Source organism: Methylobacterium sp. Leaf88 (assembly GCF_001422795.1).
Taxonomy (GTDB): Bacteria; Pseudomonadota; Alphaproteobacteria; order Rhizobiales; family Beijerinckiaceae; genus Methylobacterium.
Map to the genome: position 1 here is coordinate 54,391 of NZ_LMMK01000006.1, position 14,878 is coordinate 69,268.

Annotated in this window: 16 protein-coding genes and 2 pseudogenes; 8 read left to right on the plus strand and 10 right to left on the minus strand. The window is 72.8% G+C overall.

Annotated features, from left to right (window positions below; all coding sequences use genetic code 11):
* Positions 1–61 precede the first annotated feature (61 nt).
* From ltnD to denD, 4 genes are read left to right on the plus strand one after another with little or no spacing between them, the layout of a single operon-like run.
* On the plus strand, positions 62–979 hold the full coding sequence (gene ltnD, locus ASF20_RS04180) for an L-threonate dehydrogenase (protein ID WP_056271147.1): 918 nt from the start codon (positions 62–64) through the stop codon (positions 977–979).
* 14 nt (positions 980–993) lie between these two features.
* The gene (otnI, locus tag ASF20_RS04185; RefSeq protein ID WP_056271150.1) at positions 994–1,791 is read left to right on the plus strand and encodes a 2-oxo-tetronate isomerase; all 798 of its coding nucleotides are present in this window, start codon (positions 994–996) and stop codon (positions 1,789–1,791) included.
* Positions 1,788–3,074 (plus strand): 3-oxo-tetronate kinase, encoded by a 1,287-nt coding sequence (otnK, locus tag ASF20_RS04190; RefSeq protein ID WP_056271152.1) that lies wholly within the window; start codon positions 1,788–1,790, stop codon positions 3,072–3,074. The genes otnI and otnK overlap by 4 nt, the downstream gene beginning before the upstream one ends.
* Before the next feature lie 17 nt (positions 3,075–3,091).
* Positions 3,092–4,051: a D-erythronate dehydrogenase gene (gene denD / locus ASF20_RS04195; protein WP_056271156.1), complete on the plus strand. Its 960-nt coding sequence runs from the start codon at positions 3,092–3,094 to the stop codon at positions 4,049–4,051.
* A 93-nt stretch (positions 4,052–4,144) separates the two neighbouring features.
* On the opposite strand, the gene ASF20_RS04200 is transcribed toward denD, so the two are convergent.
* The 8 genes from ASF20_RS04200 to mdcA are packed head-to-tail and all read right to left on the minus strand — an operon-like array spanning position 4,145 to position 11,290.
* A complete protein-coding gene (locus ASF20_RS04200; RefSeq protein ID WP_056271188.1) occupies positions 4,145–5,149 on the minus strand; it encodes an aldo/keto reductase in 1,005 nt (334 codons plus the stop codon).
* Between the two features lie 27 nt (positions 5,150–5,176).
* Positions 5,177–6,100, minus strand: coding sequence for an acyltransferase domain-containing protein (locus tag ASF20_RS04205; RefSeq protein WP_056271159.1), 924 nt, complete (start codon positions 6,098–6,100; stop codon positions 5,177–5,179).
* A 13-nt stretch (positions 6,101–6,113) separates the two neighbouring features.
* Positions 6,114–6,968 (minus strand): triphosphoribosyl-dephospho-CoA synthase MdcB, encoded by an 855-nt coding sequence (gene mdcB / locus ASF20_RS04210; protein ID WP_244476324.1) that lies wholly within the window; start codon positions 6,966–6,968, stop codon positions 6,114–6,116.
* Between the two features lie 27 nt (positions 6,969–6,995).
* Positions 6,996–7,652, minus strand: a complete 657-nt coding sequence (gene mdcG / locus ASF20_RS04215; RefSeq protein WP_056271162.1) for a malonate decarboxylase holo-[acyl-carrier-protein] synthase — start codon at positions 7,650–7,652, stop codon at positions 6,996–6,998.
* On the minus strand, positions 7,645–8,385 hold the full coding sequence (gene mdcE, locus ASF20_RS04220; protein ID WP_056271165.1) for a biotin-independent malonate decarboxylase subunit gamma: 741 nt from the start codon (positions 8,383–8,385) through the stop codon (positions 7,645–7,647). Before mdcE ends, mdcG begins: the two co-directional genes overlap by 8 nt.
* Before the next feature lies 1 nt (position 8,386).
* Positions 8,387–9,319 (minus strand): biotin-independent malonate decarboxylase subunit beta, encoded by a 933-nt coding sequence (locus tag ASF20_RS04225; protein ID WP_056271168.1) that lies wholly within the window; start codon positions 9,317–9,319, stop codon positions 8,387–8,389.
* Positions 9,319–9,630, minus strand: coding sequence for a malonate decarboxylase acyl carrier protein (gene mdcC / locus ASF20_RS04230; protein WP_056271171.1), 312 nt, complete (start codon positions 9,628–9,630; stop codon positions 9,319–9,321). The genes ASF20_RS04225 and mdcC overlap by 1 nt, the downstream gene beginning before the upstream one ends.
* A 13-nt stretch (positions 9,631–9,643) precedes the next feature.
* On the minus strand, positions 9,644–11,290 hold the full coding sequence (gene mdcA, locus ASF20_RS04235; RefSeq protein ID WP_056216650.1) for a malonate decarboxylase subunit alpha: 1,647 nt from the start codon (positions 11,288–11,290) through the stop codon (positions 9,644–9,646).
* 229 nt (positions 11,291–11,519) lie between these two features.
* Here mdcA and ASF20_RS04240 point away from each other — a divergent pair.
* From ASF20_RS04240 to ASF20_RS04255, 4 genes and pseudogenes are all read left to right on the plus strand, one after another.
* Positions 11,520–11,793 (plus strand): annotated as a pseudogene (locus tag ASF20_RS04240) (malonate transporter subunit MadL); the annotation flags it as partial.
* Positions 11,794–11,831: 38 nt separating this feature from the next.
* Positions 11,832–12,593: pseudogene (gene madM, locus ASF20_RS04245) on the plus strand (malonate transporter subunit MadM).
* Positions 12,594–12,643: 50 nt separating this feature from the next.
* Positions 12,644–13,330: a GntR family transcriptional regulator gene (locus tag ASF20_RS04250; RefSeq protein WP_056216652.1), complete on the plus strand. Its 687-nt coding sequence runs from the start codon at positions 12,644–12,646 to the stop codon at positions 13,328–13,330.
* A gap of 198 nt (positions 13,331–13,528) precedes the next feature.
* Positions 13,529–13,795, plus strand: coding sequence for a hypothetical protein (locus ASF20_RS04255; protein WP_056216654.1), 267 nt, complete (start codon positions 13,529–13,531; stop codon positions 13,793–13,795).
* 97 nt (positions 13,796–13,892) lie between these two features.
* Here the strand turns inward: ASF20_RS04255 and ASF20_RS25235 are convergent, their stop codons facing one another.
* A complete protein-coding gene (locus ASF20_RS25235) occupies positions 13,893–14,027 on the minus strand; it encodes a hypothetical protein (RefSeq protein ID WP_280136467.1) in 135 nt (44 codons plus the stop codon).
* Positions 14,028–14,202: 175 nt separating this feature from the next.
* Positions 14,203–14,454 (minus strand): hypothetical protein, encoded by a 252-nt coding sequence (locus ASF20_RS24385; RefSeq protein ID WP_162242606.1) that lies wholly within the window; start codon positions 14,452–14,454, stop codon positions 14,203–14,205.
* Positions 14,455–14,878: the final 424 nt, after the last annotated feature.

A 14,878-nucleotide genomic window follows, 5' to 3' on the forward strand; every position in this document is an offset into this window, starting at 1 on the left:
GTCGCAGCACCGTCGTTTCGATTTGCCCGCTCCGATCCCTCCCTCCCATGAACAGGTCCCCATGAGCATCAACACCCAGACCCAGCGGGCCGCCGTGATCGGCCTCGGCTCCATGGGCGCCGGCATGGCCGGTTCGCTCCTCCGGGCCGGCTTCGCCGTCGCGGCCTGCGACGTGGACGCGGACGCCGTCGCGCGCTTCGCCGCGACCGGCGGGCAGGCGGCGGCGAACCCCGCGGCGGCGGCGGAGGGCGCCGATGTCGTGGTCTGCGTCGTGGTCAACGCCGCCCAGACCGAGGCCGTGCTGTTCGGGCCCGGCGGCGCTGCAGAGAACATGCGGGCGGGCGCGGTGTTCGTCTCCTCGGCCACCATGGACCCGGCCGTCGCCCGGCGCCTCGCGGCCCGCCTGGAGGAGACCGGCCGCCACTACCTCGACGCGCCGATGAGCGGCGGCGCCGTCCGCGCGGCCGAGGGCGAACTCACCTTCCTGGCCTCCGGCACGCAGGCGGCCTTCGACGCGGCCCGCCCAGCCCTTCACGCCATGGCCGGCAAGCTCTACGAGCTCGGCGACGCGGCCGGGCAGGGTGCCGCCTTCAAGATGATCAACCAGTTGCTTGCCGGCGTGCACATCGCCGCCGCCAGCGAGGCCATGAGCTTTGCCGCCAAGCAGGGCTTGGATCTCCGCAAGGTCTACGAGGTCATCACGGCGTCGGCCGGCAATTCCTGGATGTTCGAGAACCGCATGCCGCACGTCCTCGACGGCGATTACAGCCCGAGAAGCGCGGTCGACATCTTCGTCAAGGATCTGGGCATCGTGCAGGACATGGCGCGGGCGGAGACATACCCCGTGCCGGTGGCCGCCGCCGCGCTACAGATGTTCCTGATGGCGTCCGGCTCCGGCATGGGCCGGGACGACGACGCCTCGGTGGCCCGCCTCTACGCCCAGGTGGCCGGCGTCACCCTGCCGTCGCCCAAGGCCTGAAGGGAGAAGAGCCGATGCCGCGTTTTGCCGCCAATCTCACGCTGATGTTCACGGAGCGGCCGTTCCTCGACCGCTTCGCCGCCGCCGCGGAGGCGGGCTTCACCGCCGTGGAGTTCCTCTTCCCCTACGATCATCCGCCCGAGGCCATCGCCGAGCGCCTGGCGCGGTTCGGGCTGACCCAGGCCCTGTTCAACCTGCCGCCGGGCGACTGGGCGGCGGGCGAGCGCGGCCTCGCCGCCCTGCCGGACCGGTTCGCCGAGCTGCAGGCGGGCGTCGAGACCGGCCTGACCTACGCCAAGGCCACGGGCGTCGCCCGGCTCCACCTCATGGCCGGCATGGCGGATGCGCGCGATCCGGCGGCGCAGGACGCCTATCGCCGGGCCGTGGCCTGGACCGCCGAGCGCGTCGGCCGCGAAGGCCTCGACCTCGTGCTGGAGCCGATCAACGCCCGCAACATGCCGGGCTACTTCCTCAACGACTTCGACATGGCCGCCGACCTCATCCGCGACCTGGCCCTGCCGAACCTGAAGCTGCAGTTCGACCTCTACCACTGCCAGATCCTGCACGGGGACGTGACCACCCGCCTGCGCGACCTGATGCCGATGGTCGGGCACGTCCAGACCGCCAGCGTCCCCGCCCGGAACGAGCCCGGCACCGGCGAGATGAACGACGCCTTCCTCTTCGCCGAACTGGACTACCTCGGCTACGCGGGCTTCGTCGGCTGCGAGTACAACCCGGCCGGCGGCACCGGGGAGGGCCTGGGCTGGTTCGAGCCCTACCGCGCCTCGCAGGTCCGGGAGGGCACCCGATGAGCCTCGCCCTCGGATCGGTGGCCGACGACTATACCGGCGCCTCGGACCTCGCCAACACGCTCAGCAAGGGGGGCCTGCGCACGGTGCAGACCATCGGCATCCCCGCCGACGACCTCGATCTGGCCGGTGTCGAGGCCGTGGTGGTGGCCCTGAAGAGCCGCTCCATCCCGGCCGCGGAAGCCGTGGTGCGCACCCGCGCGGCCGAGGCCTGGCTGCGCGGACGGGGCGCCGCCCACGTCCTGTTCAAGATCTGCTCGACCTTCGATTCCACCGACGCGGGCAATATCGGACCCGTCCTGGACGCCCTGCGGGGCGAGGCGGGCGAGGCCATCGCCCTCGTCACCCCCGCCTTCCCGGAAACGGGGCGCACCGTCTACCAGGGCAACCTGTTCGTCGGCGCGATGCCGCTGAACGAGAGCCCGCTCAAGGACCATCCCCTCAACCCGATGCGGGACGCCAACCTCGTGCGGGTGCTGGGCCGCCAGAGCGCGTCGCCCGTGGGTCTGGTGGATTTCGCCACCGTGGCGAAGGGGCCGGACGCCGTCGCCGCGTGCCTCGACGCGCTCGCCGCCGAGGGGATCGGCGCGGCCATCGCGGATGCGGTGGTGGAGGCCGACCTCGAGACCCTGGGCACGGCGGCGCTCGGCCACCGGGTGTCGGTGGGCGCCTCGGGCCTCGGCCTCGGCCTCGCCCGGGCCCTGGTCGCGACCGGGCGTGCCGCCGCGCCGGACAGCGCGGCGGATCTCGGCGCGCCCGTGGGGGGGCTCTCCGCCTGCCTCGCCGGCAGTTGCTCACAGGCGACCCTCGGCCAGATCACGGCGGCCGAGGCCCTGATGCCGGTGCGCCGCCTCGACCCCGAGCGGATGCTCGTCGGCGAGGCCGAGACCGAGGCCGAGATCGCGGCCGTCCTGGCCTGGGCCGGCGAGCACGTCGGCGCCGGCCCCGTCCTCATCGCCAGCAGCGCCGAGCCCGAGACCGTGCGGGCCCTCCAGGCGCGCCACGGCGGCGACCGGGTCGGCCACGCCCTCGAGGATGCGCTGGCCCGCATCGCGGAAGGCCTGGTGGCGCACGGCGTGCGCCGCCTCGTGGTGGCGGGCGGCGAGACGTCGGGGGCGGTCGTGGACCGGCTCGGGCTGAAGGCCTTCCGCCTCGGGCCCGAGATCGCCGCCGGGGTGCCGGTGCTGCGCACGATGGGGCAGGGTGAGCCCATGCTGCTCGCCCTCAAATCCGGCAATTTCGGCGGCCGCGACTTCTTCTCCCGCGCCCTCGACCTGATGCGCTGAGCCTGAAAGGACGACCCATGCACGCACTGATCCTCGGCGCCGCCGGCATGATCGGCCGGCGCCTGATCGACGCCCTCGCCACGCAGGGCGATGCCCGCGCCCTCACCCTGGTCGACGTGGTGGAGCCGACCGCCCCGGCGGGCTTCACCGGCTCCGTCGTCACGGCTGCCGCCGACCTCTCCGTGCCCGGCGCGGCGGAGGCCGCCATCGCGGGCCGACCGGACGTGATCTTCCACCTCGCGGCGATCGTCTCGGGCGAGGCGGAGGCCGATCTGGAGAAGGGCTACCGGGTCAATCTCGACGCCACCCGGCTGCTCCTCGAGGCCATCCGGCAGGCCCATGTCGCCGAGGGCTATCGTCCCCGCGTGGTCTTCACCTCGTCGCTGGCCGTGTTCGGGCCGCCGCTCCCGGGCGTGATCCCGGACGACATGATCCTGACGCCGGCCACCTCCTACGGCACGCAGAAGGCGATGGGCGAACTGCTGCTCGCCGACTACAGCCGGCGCGGCTTCCTCGACGGCATCGGCCTGCGCCTGCCCACCATCTGCGTGCGGCCGGGCAAGCCGAACAAGGCGGCGTCCGGGTTCTTCTCCGGGATCATCCGCGAGCCGCTGGCCGGCCAGGAGGCGATCCTGCCGGTGCCCGATACCGTGCGCCACTGGTTCGCCAGCCCGCTTTCGGCCACGCAATACCTCCTGCATGCCGCCCGCATCGACCTCGCGCCCCTCGGCCTGCGCCGCAGCCTGACCATGCCGGGAATCTCGGCGACGGTGGCCGACGAGATCGAGGCCCTGCGCCGCGTGGGCGGGGACAGAGCGGTGGCGCTGATCCGGCGCGAACCGAATCCGGCCATCCAGGCCATCGTGGAGACCTGGCCGGAGGCCTTCGACACGCGCCGCGCCCTGGACCTGGGCTTCGAGGGCGATGCCAGCTTCGATGCCCTGGTGGCGCTGCATCTGGCCGAGACGCAGGGCTGAGCGAACGACGCCCTTTCGGCGACGACGCGTGTCCCGATCCCTTGCGGGGGAGGGACACGCGAGCGGCCTCGGGGGGATCCCTGCGGAACGCCCTCAGCCCCGCACGCGGCCCTCGATCGGGTAGGCCGGGTCGTTGTAGCCCGGCGTCGAGGAGTGGCCGGTGACGACGTGGGCGTCGACGAGGGCCTCGTCCTCGTCCGTGAAGGTGTAGCCCAGCGCGCCCAGATACGCGTCCCACTGCGCCTCCGTGCGCGGCCCGGCGATGACCGAGGTGACGGTGCGGTTGGCCAGCACCCAGTTCACCGCGAACTGCCCCGCCGTCAGGCCCCGCGCGGCCGCATGGTCCTGAAAAATCCGGGCGATCACCAGGGATTCCGGGCGCCACTCCGTCTGCATCATGCGGGTGTCCTGGCGCCCCGCGCGGGTGCCCTCGGGGGGCGGGGCATCGGGATCGTATTTGGCGGTGAGCACGCCGCGGGCCAGCGGCGAGTACGGCACCACGCCGAGGCCGTAATGGGCGCAGGCCGGCAGGTGCTCGGTCTCGGGCATCCGGTTCAGGGCGTTGTAGTAAGGCTGGCTGACCACGGGCCGGTCGATACCGAGGTCGTCGCACAGGCGGCAGATCTCGGCGACCCGCCAGGCCCGGTAGTTGGAGACGCCGAAGTAACGGATCTTGCCCTGGCGCACGAGGAGCGCGATGGCGCCGATGGTCTCGGAGAGCGGCGTCGTGTGGTCCTCCTTGTGGAGGTAGTAGATGTCGATCACGTCGGTGCCGAGCCGCTTCAGGCTGGCCTCGGCGGCGCGCAGCACGTGGGCGCGCGACAGGCCCCGGTCGTTGGGGCCCGGTCCCATCGGGTTGGCGACCTTGGTGGCGAGCACCCAGGCCTCGCGGTCCCGGCGAAGCGCCCGGCCCACCACCTCCTCGGAGCGGCCCTCGTTGTAGACGTCGGCGGTGTCGAGGAAGTTGATGCCGGCGCCCCGGGCGCTGTCGATGATGCGGCCGGCGGTGGCCTCGTCGGTGGGGCCGCCGAACATCATAGTGCCGAGGCAGAGCGGCGAGACCTTGAGACCCGAGCGGCCGAGATTGCGGTACTGCATCGTGGCATTCCACTCCATCAGGGGCGCTCAGGCCCCGTCGCGTATCCATTGCACCACGCCGGCGGGCTGGCGAAAGTCCTCCAGCGCATGAACCCGCGCCTCGGGCAGGGCCGCGCGGGCCATGGTGGCGAGGGCGTGGCCGGGGCCGAGTTCGAGCACCCGGGTCGCGCCGAACTCACCGACGCCCTCCAGGCAGGCGGCCCAGTCCAGGGTCTGCGCCACCTGCGCGGCAAGCTTGGGCAGGCCCGCCTCCGGCCGGAACACCGCCGCTCCGTCGAGGCCGCTGAGGAGGCGCGGGGCCGGACGCGGCGGGGTCGCCAGGGGAGCCTGCGCCAGCCGCTCGGCGAAGCGCGCCGAGGCCTCGGCCAGGAGCGGCGTGTGCGAGGGAATGTGGACGGGCAGGCGAACGGCCCGGGCCGCGCCCGCCGCAAGGGCCTGGGCGCAGAGGGCGTCCAGCGCCGCGACGGGGCCGCCCACCACCACGCTGTCGGCGGCGTTGCGGATCGCCGGATGGCACCCCTGCGCCTCGGCCAGGGCGAAGGCCCGCGCGGCAGGCAGGCCGCGCAGGCCGGCGAGGCCGTAGCCGGGACCGGCCGCCGCATCCATCGCCTCGGCGCGGGCGGCGGCGAGGTGCAGCACCGTCTCGGGCGCGAACAGGCCGGCGCAGCCGAAGGCCGCGAGATCGCCGATGCTGTAGCCCACCACCACGACGCGGGCGGCCTGAGCCCTCCGCACCAGGGTCCAGGCGGCGAGGCCAGCCACGCAGCACAGGATCTGCCCGATCCGGTTGGCGTGCAGGTCCTTCCCTGAGCGCACGAGGTCGCGCGGATCCTGACCGAGCAGGGGGGCCGCGGCCGCGAAGACGCCCTGCGCCTCGGGCAGGGCGGCCGTGAGGTCGAACATCTCGGGATGCTGGCCGCCCTGGCCGGAGAGGAGGACCGCGAGGGTCATGGGCGATCGACGCTCATGGTCGCTCCCAGGCGTCGACGAACAGCGTCATGGCCAGCAGGTCGGCCGCTCCGCCGGGGCTGAGGCGGCGGGCGACGAAGGCGCGGTGCAGGTCTTCCGCGTGTGAGACCCAGTCGTCCCGGGCAATGCCGCCCTCGGCGAGGAAGCGGGCGGCTTCCGCCCGGGCGAAACCGAACCCCTCCGGGCCGCCACGATGCAGGAGGTTGGTGTCCTCGAGGGCCGCGACCAGGGCGAGGCAGGCCTCCACCCGCGCCGCCTCGGGCGACTCGGGACGGCGGGCACGGGCCCGGCGCAGGGCCGGCAGGCCGGTGCCGTAGAGGGTCGGGAAGCCGGCCGCGGCCTCGGCCGGCGCGCCCCCGACCCCGTGCCGCCGCCGCGCCCGCGCACCCGGCGCGTGCAGCAGTTCGGGGCCGTCCAGAATGGCACCGGCGTAGCGTGCGCGGACATGGGCGCCGAGGCTCCCGGCCGCCGGACGCCGCCCCAGGGCGCCGGCCGCCGCGCCGAGGAGGCCCAGGCCGAAGATGGCGCCCCGGTGGGTGTTCACGCCCCCCGTGGCCGCCCGCATGGCCGCCTCCGCCGCGAGGCCGATCCGGCGCAGATGCGCCATCCCGGCCCCGGCCGCGCCGGCCTCGGCCAGATCCGCGAAATAGGGCTCCAGGGCGGAGGCACTCGCCCGGAAGGTGCCCGCATCCATGTCGGCATGGCTGCCGCTGTCCACGTGGCTGACGAGGCCTGGCTTGGGATAGGTGGCGAGCTCCAGGCGCAGGCAGTGCGTGGCGAGGCGGGCGATTGCGTCCGGGCCGCCGACAGTCGCAGCGGGGACCCGGGTCTCCGACGGAGCCGCGGGCATCGGCGAGAGGGCATGCATCGGCATGGCTCAGGCCGCCGGCGTCAGGGCGGCGCGAAGGGCCGAAACGGGCCGGAGCTCCAGCCGCTCCAGGCCCTTGGCCAGGACGGTGTCGCCGGGGCCGGCCGCCTGCAGCTCGCGCCAGTTCACGGCGAAGCCGTCGGCGAGGCCGATCTCGCCGTCGAGGCGCATCGGCGCCTGTGCCGCGAGATCGGCGAGGCCGTCGAGGAAGGCCGGGCCGACGGGACCGGGCCAGAGCAGGTCGAGGTCGGAGGTGGCGGAAAGGTAGGGCAGACCCGTCAGGGCCTGCCAGAGCAGACCACCGAACACCCGGGGCACGCGACCATGGGCGGCCCCGTGCGCCAGGAGCGCGTCGAGGGCGGGCTGCCAGGCGGCGGGCGCGGCCGCCCGCGCCTCGGCCAGGGTCAGGCCGGGGCGCGGGCGCAAAGCCGCGGGCGGAAGCGTGAGGCCGATGCGGCGCTTGCCGAGGGAGGGCGGCAGCGGCAGCCCGGCCGGAACCAGGGTGCCATCCTCGCCGGGCCCGCGGCGGCGCACGATCACGGGCCAGCCGCACGCGGCCCAATCGGCGAGATGGGGAATCCCGTCGAGGTCCGGCCGCTGCGCCAGCAGCGGGCCCCAGGCGGCGGGCGCCACCGTGAGCAGGTCGTGGCGCGCGACATCACGCACCCGGCGCCTCGCGCAGCACCCGGTCCTGCGCCTCGCGCACCACCTGAGCGGCGATGTCGTGGGCGAGGGGGCGCCCGCCCCGTTCATGGCCCAGCGCGTCGCGGGTATCGGCCGCCGGGCTGTCCGCGATCAGCGCGGCGACCTGCAGGCCGAGGGGCTTATCGGGGTCGAGGACCGCCTGCACGGCGCCGGTCTGGACCATGTTGTCGAGCCCCGGCGCGAAGACCGAGGTCGAACGGGCCATGTCCTGCAGCGTCTCCAGGGGCAGCTTGGTGACGCGGGCCACGGAGGGGAGGTCCATCACGCTCGGATGGGCGCCGGGCAGGGCCGCGAGCACGCGGGTTGCGAGTGCCGTGGCGATGAAGGCCCCGGCCGCGCTGTGGCCGTAGAGCAGGCCGAGGGTCGGGTGCCCCTGCGCGTCGGCCAGCAGCAGCGCCTTGGCCAGATGGGCGAGGTACTCGTTGAGGCCGAGAAGCTCGTCGCGCCGGCTCATGCGCTGGCTGTCGGAATCGATCAGGACGAGGATGGGCGTGCCGCCGCCCGCCCGCACCACGTCGAGGACGCGCCCCGCCAGGAAGCAGGCGCCCTCGATGCCCAGCGCCGTGTCGCCGTCGATGCCGATCACGGCGAGGCGGCCGCCACCGAGGGGGCCATCGCCGGATATCAGGCCGTCCGCCACCGTGACGGCGTGGCCCGCCGGAAAGAGCGAGGCGAGCAGGGCGTCGAGGGGCATCTTATCGGGCATGGTGCGGCCCCTCCGGGAGGCGGGCGAGCAGGGCGTCGAAGCCCTCGGTGGTCAGGCCCGGCACGGCGGCGGGGTCGTTGACGCCGAGGCGCCCCCAGATCTCGGTGGCGTCCCGGGCGTCGCCGAAGCAGTCGAGGCGGGCCTCCAGCCGGGCCTGCTCGGCCTCGAGCGTGGCGAGGTCGAAGGCCGGGGCCGCCGGGATCGCCGCCAGGGCGGCCCGCCGAAACGCCCCGATCGTGTCGTCCACGAAGGCGTCGGCGGCGCCGATGAGACGCCGGTGCTTTCCGCCCATGGTGCGCCACACCAACGCCCTGTCGCGGGAATCGAACTCCTCCGCGCCCTTGTTGGTCTCGATCACCTCGGGGCCGGAGACGCTGAGGCGTCCCCCTTCGGAAATGATCAGGCGCGCGCAGGTGCCGGCGACGAGGCCGCCGCCGCCGTAGCAGCCGGCCCGCCCCCCGATCAGCCCGATGACCGGGATGCCGGCGGCCCGCGCGACCGTGATCGCCCGCATGATCTCCGCGATGGCGGTCTCGCCCGCATTGGCCTCCTGCAGGCGCACGCCCCCGGTGTCGAACAGGATCAGCAGAGCGGCAGGCTTCACGGCCAGCGCCGCCCGCAGCAGACCGACGAGCTTGGCCCCGTGGATCTCACCGAAGGCGCCGCCCATGAAGCGGCCCTCCTGGGCGGCGACCAGCACGTCCTGTCCGTCGAGGCGGCCGCGCCCGACGATCATGCCGTCGTCGAAGGCGCGCGGCAGGTCGAACAGCGGCAGGTGCGGGCTCATCCTCCGCTGCTCGGGGCCGACGAACTCCTGGAACGTGTCCGTGTCGAGGAGGCCGGCGAGGCGGGCGCGGGCGCTGGCCTCGTACCAGCTCTGGTCGAGGGGCGAGGAAGAGAGGGAGACGGGCTTCCAGTCCATCACGGCATCTCCATCAGGCGGGCGCCCTGGGCGAGGCGCAGGGACACGGTGTCGGGGCGGGCGCCCCCGTCGTTGATGGTGATGGTGAGCCCGCCGGGCTGCCGGCGGGCCACGAAATCCGCGACCACGGCGGCCCAGACCTCCCCGTACCCGGCGATGGCGGTATCGATCTCGACGTGGCACGCGTCGGGGGCGAGGTTGCGCTCCAGCAGCACCTCGAGGTTGCCGGAGGCGACGACCCCGGTGATCGCGCTGGCCCGCGTGCCGGGGAGCGCCGTCCGGGTGGCGTGGCGGAAGCACAGCTTCTCCATGACGCGAAAATCCTCACCAGTTCCGGAACTTGGCCGGCGGCTCGTAGAGGCCGCCCGACCAGTGTACGAGGTCTTTGATCGAGCGCGCGGCGAGCAGCGAGCGGTCGGCGTCCAGGGGCTCGATGCCGAGATCCTCGGGGCGCCGGATGATCCCCCTGGCGCGCAGGCGCTCCACCTCCGCGTGGTCGCGGCCCCGGCCCACCTCGGTGTAGCCGGCCACCCCGCGGATCGCCTGCTCCCGCTCGTCCGGGGTCCGGCACAGCAGCAGGTTGGCGATGCCCTCCTCGGTGACGATGTGGGTGACGTCGTCGGCGTAGACCATCACGGGGGCGAGCTCGAGCTTGAGCTTGCGCGCGAGTTCCAGGGCGTCGAGCCGCTCCACGAAGGCCGGGACCAGCTTGTCGCCGAAGGTCTCGACGAGCTGCACCACGAGCTTGCGCCCGCGCCGGAGCGCCGGGTCGCCCGTGCCGCCGGCCTCGCGGCCCGCCTTCATCCAGGTGTCCGAGGGGTGGCGCCGGCCGTGCGGATCCGAGCCCATGTTCGGGGCGCCGCCGAAGCCCGCCACCCGGTTGGTGGTCACGGTGGAGGAATGGCCGGCCAAGTCGATCTGCAGGGTCGAGCCGATGAAGAGGTCGCAGGCATAGAGGCCGGCCGTCTGGCAGAAGGCGCGATTGGACCGGAGTGAGCCGTCGGAGCCGGTGAAGAACACGTCCGGCCGGGCGCGGATGTACTTGTCCATGCCCACTTCGGAGCCGAAGCAGTGGATTTGGCTGACCCAGCCGGATTCGATGGCCGGGATCAGGCTCGGATGCGGGTTGAGCGCCCAGTGGGTGGCGATCCGGCCCTTCAGGCCGAGGCGCTCGGCATAGGTGGGCAGCAGCAGCTCGATCGCCGCGGTGCCGAAGCCGATGCCGTGGTTGAGGCGGCGGATGCCGTATTCCGCGTAGATCCCCTTGATCGCCATCATGGCCATCAGGATCTGCGTCTCGGTCACGGCGCCGGGGTCGCGGGTGAAGAGCGGCTCGACGTAGAACGGCCTGTCGGCCTCCACCACGAAGTCCACCCGGTCGCCGGGGATGTCGACGCGGGGCACCCGGTCGACGATCGCGTTCACCTGGGCCACCACCACGCCGTTCTTGAAGGCGGTCGCCTCCACCACGGTGGGCGTGTCCTCGGTGTTGGGGCCCGTATAGAGGTTGCCGTCCCGGTCGGCCGAGACGCCCGCGATCAGGGCCACGTTCGGTGTCAGGTCGATGAAGTAGCGCGCGAAGAGTTCGAGGTAGGTGTGCACCGCCCCGAGCTCGATCTGGCCGCCATACAGCATCTTGGCGATGCGGGCGCCCTGGGGACCGGAATAGGAATAATCGAGCCGCTTGGCGATGCCCTGCTCGAAGATGTCGAGATGCTCGGGCAGGACGATGCCCGACTGCACCATGTGCAGGTCGTGGACCCGGGCCGGATCGCAGGCGGACAGGCCGCGGGCGAGGCAATCGGCCTGCTTCTGGTTGTCGCCCTCCAGGCAGACCCGGTCGCCCGGCCGGAGGATCGCCTCGAGGAGGTCGACGACCCGGGCCGCCGGCACGACCTTGCCGTCCGCATGCGGCCGCGCCCTTTCGAGACGCGCCTCGCGGGCGGTGCGTTCCTGACGCCAATCCGTCATCCTGTCCGCCCCCTCGTCCCAGCCTGCGTATACGGCATTCCGCGATCGACACCCTACGACATGCCGAACCCGATTCATTCCCTCGATCAGTATTCCAAATTGCGAAACTGTCAATCAACGGTATACTGAGAGCAATCAAAAACGAATCGCCGAATACGCAGGAGGAACGCTCCATGCCCCGTGCATTCCGATCGCCGTCCCCCGTCACGACGACGCGGAGCCACGCCCGATGACCATCCTCGGCGTCGCGCTCCTGGCGCTCGGCACCCCGATCGGCGTGTTCCTCGGCGACCGGCTGGGCATCGCCCTCGGGGTCAAGGCCAATGTCGGCGGGGTCGGCCTCGCCATGATTCTGCTCATCGCCGCCCGGTCCTGGCTCCTCGCCCGGGGCAAGCTCGGCGGCGGCATCACGCTTGGGGGTCGAGTTCTGGTCGACCCTGTACATCCCGATCGTGGTGGCGATGGCCGCGCAGCAGAACGCGATGGCGGCCGTGCGCGGCGGGGCCCATCGTGCTCATCGCCGCCACGGTCCCATGACCCCATGCTGGCCATGATCGAGCACGTCTTCGTCGAGCAGGGCCTGGTGGCCGCCTTCGCGACGGTCGGCGCCCTGATGCCGGCCTCGAACCTCGCCAGCCGTTGGCTCACCGCCGGCCGGGTCCACGGCTCGGCCATCGCCATCGTCCTCGGGCTGGTGCTCGCCTATGTGCGGGCCTCTATACCGGTGGCAGGAAGGGCGTCGCCGACCGGCCGGCCTTCGACGGCATCGGCCTGATGGGCGGGGCGATGCTGCGCGACTTCGCCATCGTGGCCACCGCCTTCGAGGTCGACGTGCCGGAGGCCCGCCGCGCCGGGCTCCTCGGCGTCCTGGCCTTAGGCCTCGGCCCCGTGATCCCCTTCATCCTCGGCGCCCTGACGGCGGTGGCCTTCGGCTACACCGACGCCGTCGGCATCACGACGATCGGCGCGGGGGCCGTGCCCCACATCGTCGGGCCGGTGACGGGGGCGGCGCTCGGCGCGGACTCGGCCGTGATGGCGCTCTCCATCGCCACCGGCGTCACCAAGGCCGTGATGGTCATGGTCGCCCCCCCCCGTCGCCCAGCTCATCGGTCTCGACAATCCGCGCTCGGCCATGGCCTTCGGCGGCCTGATGGGCACGGTGAGCGGCGTCGCCGGGAGCCTGGCCGCCACCGACCCGAAGCGCGTGCCCTACGGCGCGCTGACGGCGACCTTCCACACCGGAATCGGCTGCCTCGTCGGTCCGTTGCTGTTCTACCTCACGGTTCGGGCCATCGTGGGATGATGGATGGGGTCTCGCGCGTCCCGGGCAGGGAGCGAACCGGGGGAGAGCGGATGATGGACGCGGGCACGATGGACGAGCCGGTGGCGGAGCGCGGACTCCTGTCGGACCAGATCCGCAACGCGCTCACCGACGAGATCGCGGCCGGGCACCTCGCCGCCGGCACCGCCCTCGACGAGCAGGATCTCGCCGACCGCTTCGGCGCCTCGCGTACGCCCGTCCGCGAGGCGCTCCGCCAACTCGCCTTCAACGGGCTGGTGGAGCTGCGCCCGCGCCGGGGGGTCGTGGTCACGCGCATGACGCCCGAGCGGATCATGGACATGTTCGAGACCACCGCCGAGTTCGAGGCGATGTGCGTGCGGCTCGCCACCTACCGGATGACGCCCCTGGAGCGGTCCCACCTGATGGACCTGCATGCGCGCTCCGGCGACATGGTCGCGGCCGGCGACGTCGACGCCTACGATGGCTTGAACCGCAGCTTCCACGAAGCCCTCTACGGCGCCACGCATAACGGCTTCCTCAAGGAGCAGGCGCTGGCCCTGCGCACCCGCCTCTCGGGCTTCCGCCGGACGCAGCTGCGCTACGGGGACCGCATCCAGGGCTCCCGCGCGGAGCACGGGGCCATCCTGGCGGCGATCGCCGAGGGCGACGGCGAGGCGGCCGCCCGGCGGATGCGCGCCCACATGCTCAATGCGGCCAGCGCCTTGCGTCATTACATCGACGCCCACTCCGACGTGTGATGCAACACACACATAGGCGAGACCATATCATCCGAGAGAAATGCGCCAAACGCATGCACTGGGTGTTGCAGCGCACGCCGTTCCAGAGGGGCGGGTCCTACATCACGCTCATACCAACAAGAACGGCCCCCGGACATCTTGGACATGATCCTCGCATGTTTGACGGAGACCGGACCTGTACTGCTGGATACGACGACTATGAACACCCGTCTTGCTTCCGCCGCCGTCGCCCTGGTCCTGACCCTCGGCGCCCCCGTTACCTCCGCCCTCGCGCAGAGCTACAACGCCCCGGCCGGTATCCCCGCCGCCGCCGCGCCCGGCAGCCGCGTCGTCGGCGCCTTCGATGACGTGACCACCGGCTCGCTCCGCCGCCGTGCCGACGACTCGGCCAAGGCCGGCAATGCCGAGCAGAACAACAAGCCGACGGCCAATTACGGCACCACCTCGGGCGGCCCGGCCTACTGAGGCCACGCCCGAGGGACGGCGCGCCGGTCCGAGGCCGAGAACCACCCGAGCCGATGACGGCGGGGCGCGAGCCCCGCCGTTTTCGTGCGTCGGGGGGTCAGCGCGCGAGGGAATCGGTCAGTGTCATCCCGAACAAGATCGCGACCCAGAAGAACCCGACCTCGGCGAACAGGCGCACCAGGGGCGGCTCGTGGCGGACCGCCATCGACACCCGGATGATGATCGCCGCCATGCGCCGACCACCCCAAGCTCGACGAGCCAGACCTGTTCGAAGGGGCGCGTCGCCCCGAGCGCAACGTTCACGGCAAGCAGCGCCAGGAGCGCCAGGACGGTGCGCACCGGCGTGAGAAGGCTGTGCCGGAGGAGGGCGGGCCGAGGGTCCGGAAGGGCTTGCGCAGCGCCGCCTCCTACCGGTTGACCCGGTGGAGGACCGCGAAGGCGACGATCCAGAACCTGAGATGCCCGGCCGCCGCCCGCACCGCCTCCGGATGGAGCAGGCGCAGGATCAGCGCCGTGCGGAACAGCCCGGCGAAGAGCAGCCGTTCCGTGAGCAGCCAGGCCCCCATGCCCAGCGTCGCGGCGCAGCGCTGCTGACCAAAGGTGGCGAAGGGCTCGGCGCGCGTCACGCCGACGGGTTCGGCGGCGGGGTTCGCGCTCACGTGTGGTGGCTCCCGGTCTCGGGGGCCTGGATCGGGCAGTCCTACGGGACCTTCGGCACCGGCGGAGCCTCGGAGAAGTTGTGCGGCGGAGGCGGGGAGGCGGCCTCCCATTCCAGCCCCTTGGCGTCCCAGGGTCTGAACGGCCGCGACCTGCGCCTGGCCTGATCGAGGCGGGAGAGGGGCGAGGCAGCACGCTGGCCGATCGGCCCACCCCGCTCTGTGACGGCTACGACGCCGTACGGGGCGTCTCCGCGCCCTTGATCGGGCGGATCCTGAGCCTCGCCGCCGCCGCAACGGTTCGGGAGATCAGTCTTGGGCGTCGTCCTGCCGCACCGATGTGGAAAGGGCGCGGCCGGCTTCGGAACGTCGAAAGCCCGCCCTGGATTTCACCGGGGCGGGCTTTTTGTTGAGTTTGGTTGCGGGG

Coding starts and splice junctions, on each gene's coding strand:
- ltnD (WP_056271147.1), top strand. CDS start 62: ATGAGCATCAACACCCAGACCCAGCGGGCCGCCGTGATCGGCCTCGGC.
- otnI (WP_056271150.1), top strand. CDS start 994: ATGCCGCGTTTTGCCGCCAATCTCACGCTGATGTTCACGGAGCGGCCG.
- otnK (WP_056271152.1), top strand. CDS start 1,788: ATGAGCCTCGCCCTCGGATCGGTGGCCGACGACTATACCGGCGCCTCG.
- denD (WP_056271156.1), top strand. CDS start 3,092: ATGCACGCACTGATCCTCGGCGCCGCCGGCATGATCGGCCGGCGCCTG.
- ASF20_RS04200 (WP_056271188.1), bottom strand. CDS start 5,149: ATGCAGTACCGCAATCTCGGCCGCTCGGGTCTCAAGGTCTCGCCGCTC.
- ASF20_RS04205 (WP_056271159.1), bottom strand. CDS start 6,100: ATGACCCTCGCGGTCCTCCTCTCCGGCCAGGGCGGCCAGCATCCCGAG.
- mdcB (WP_244476324.1), bottom strand. CDS start 6,968: ATGCCCGCGGCTCCGTCGGAGACCCGGGTCCCCGCTGCGACTGTCGGC.
- mdcE (WP_056271165.1), bottom strand. CDS start 8,385: ATGCCCCTCGACGCCCTGCTCGCCTCGCTCTTTCCGGCGGGCCACGCC.
- ASF20_RS04225 (WP_056271168.1), bottom strand. CDS start 9,319: ATGGACTGGAAGCCCGTCTCCCTCTCTTCCTCGCCCCTCGACCAGAGC.
- mdcC (WP_056271171.1), bottom strand. CDS start 9,630: ATGGAGAAGCTGTGCTTCCGCCACGCCACCCGGACGGCGCTCCCCGGC.
- mdcA (WP_056216650.1), bottom strand. CDS start 11,290: ATGACGGATTGGCGTCAGGAACGCACCGCCCGCGAGGCGCGTCTCGAA.
- ASF20_RS04250 (WP_056216652.1), top strand. CDS start 12,644: ATGATGGACGCGGGCACGATGGACGAGCCGGTGGCGGAGCGCGGACTC.
- ASF20_RS04255 (WP_056216654.1), top strand. CDS start 13,529: ATGAACACCCGTCTTGCTTCCGCCGCCGTCGCCCTGGTCCTGACCCTC.
- ASF20_RS25235 (WP_280136467.1), bottom strand. CDS start 14,027: ATGGCGGCGATCATCATCCGGGTGTCGATGGCGGTCCGCCACGAGCCG.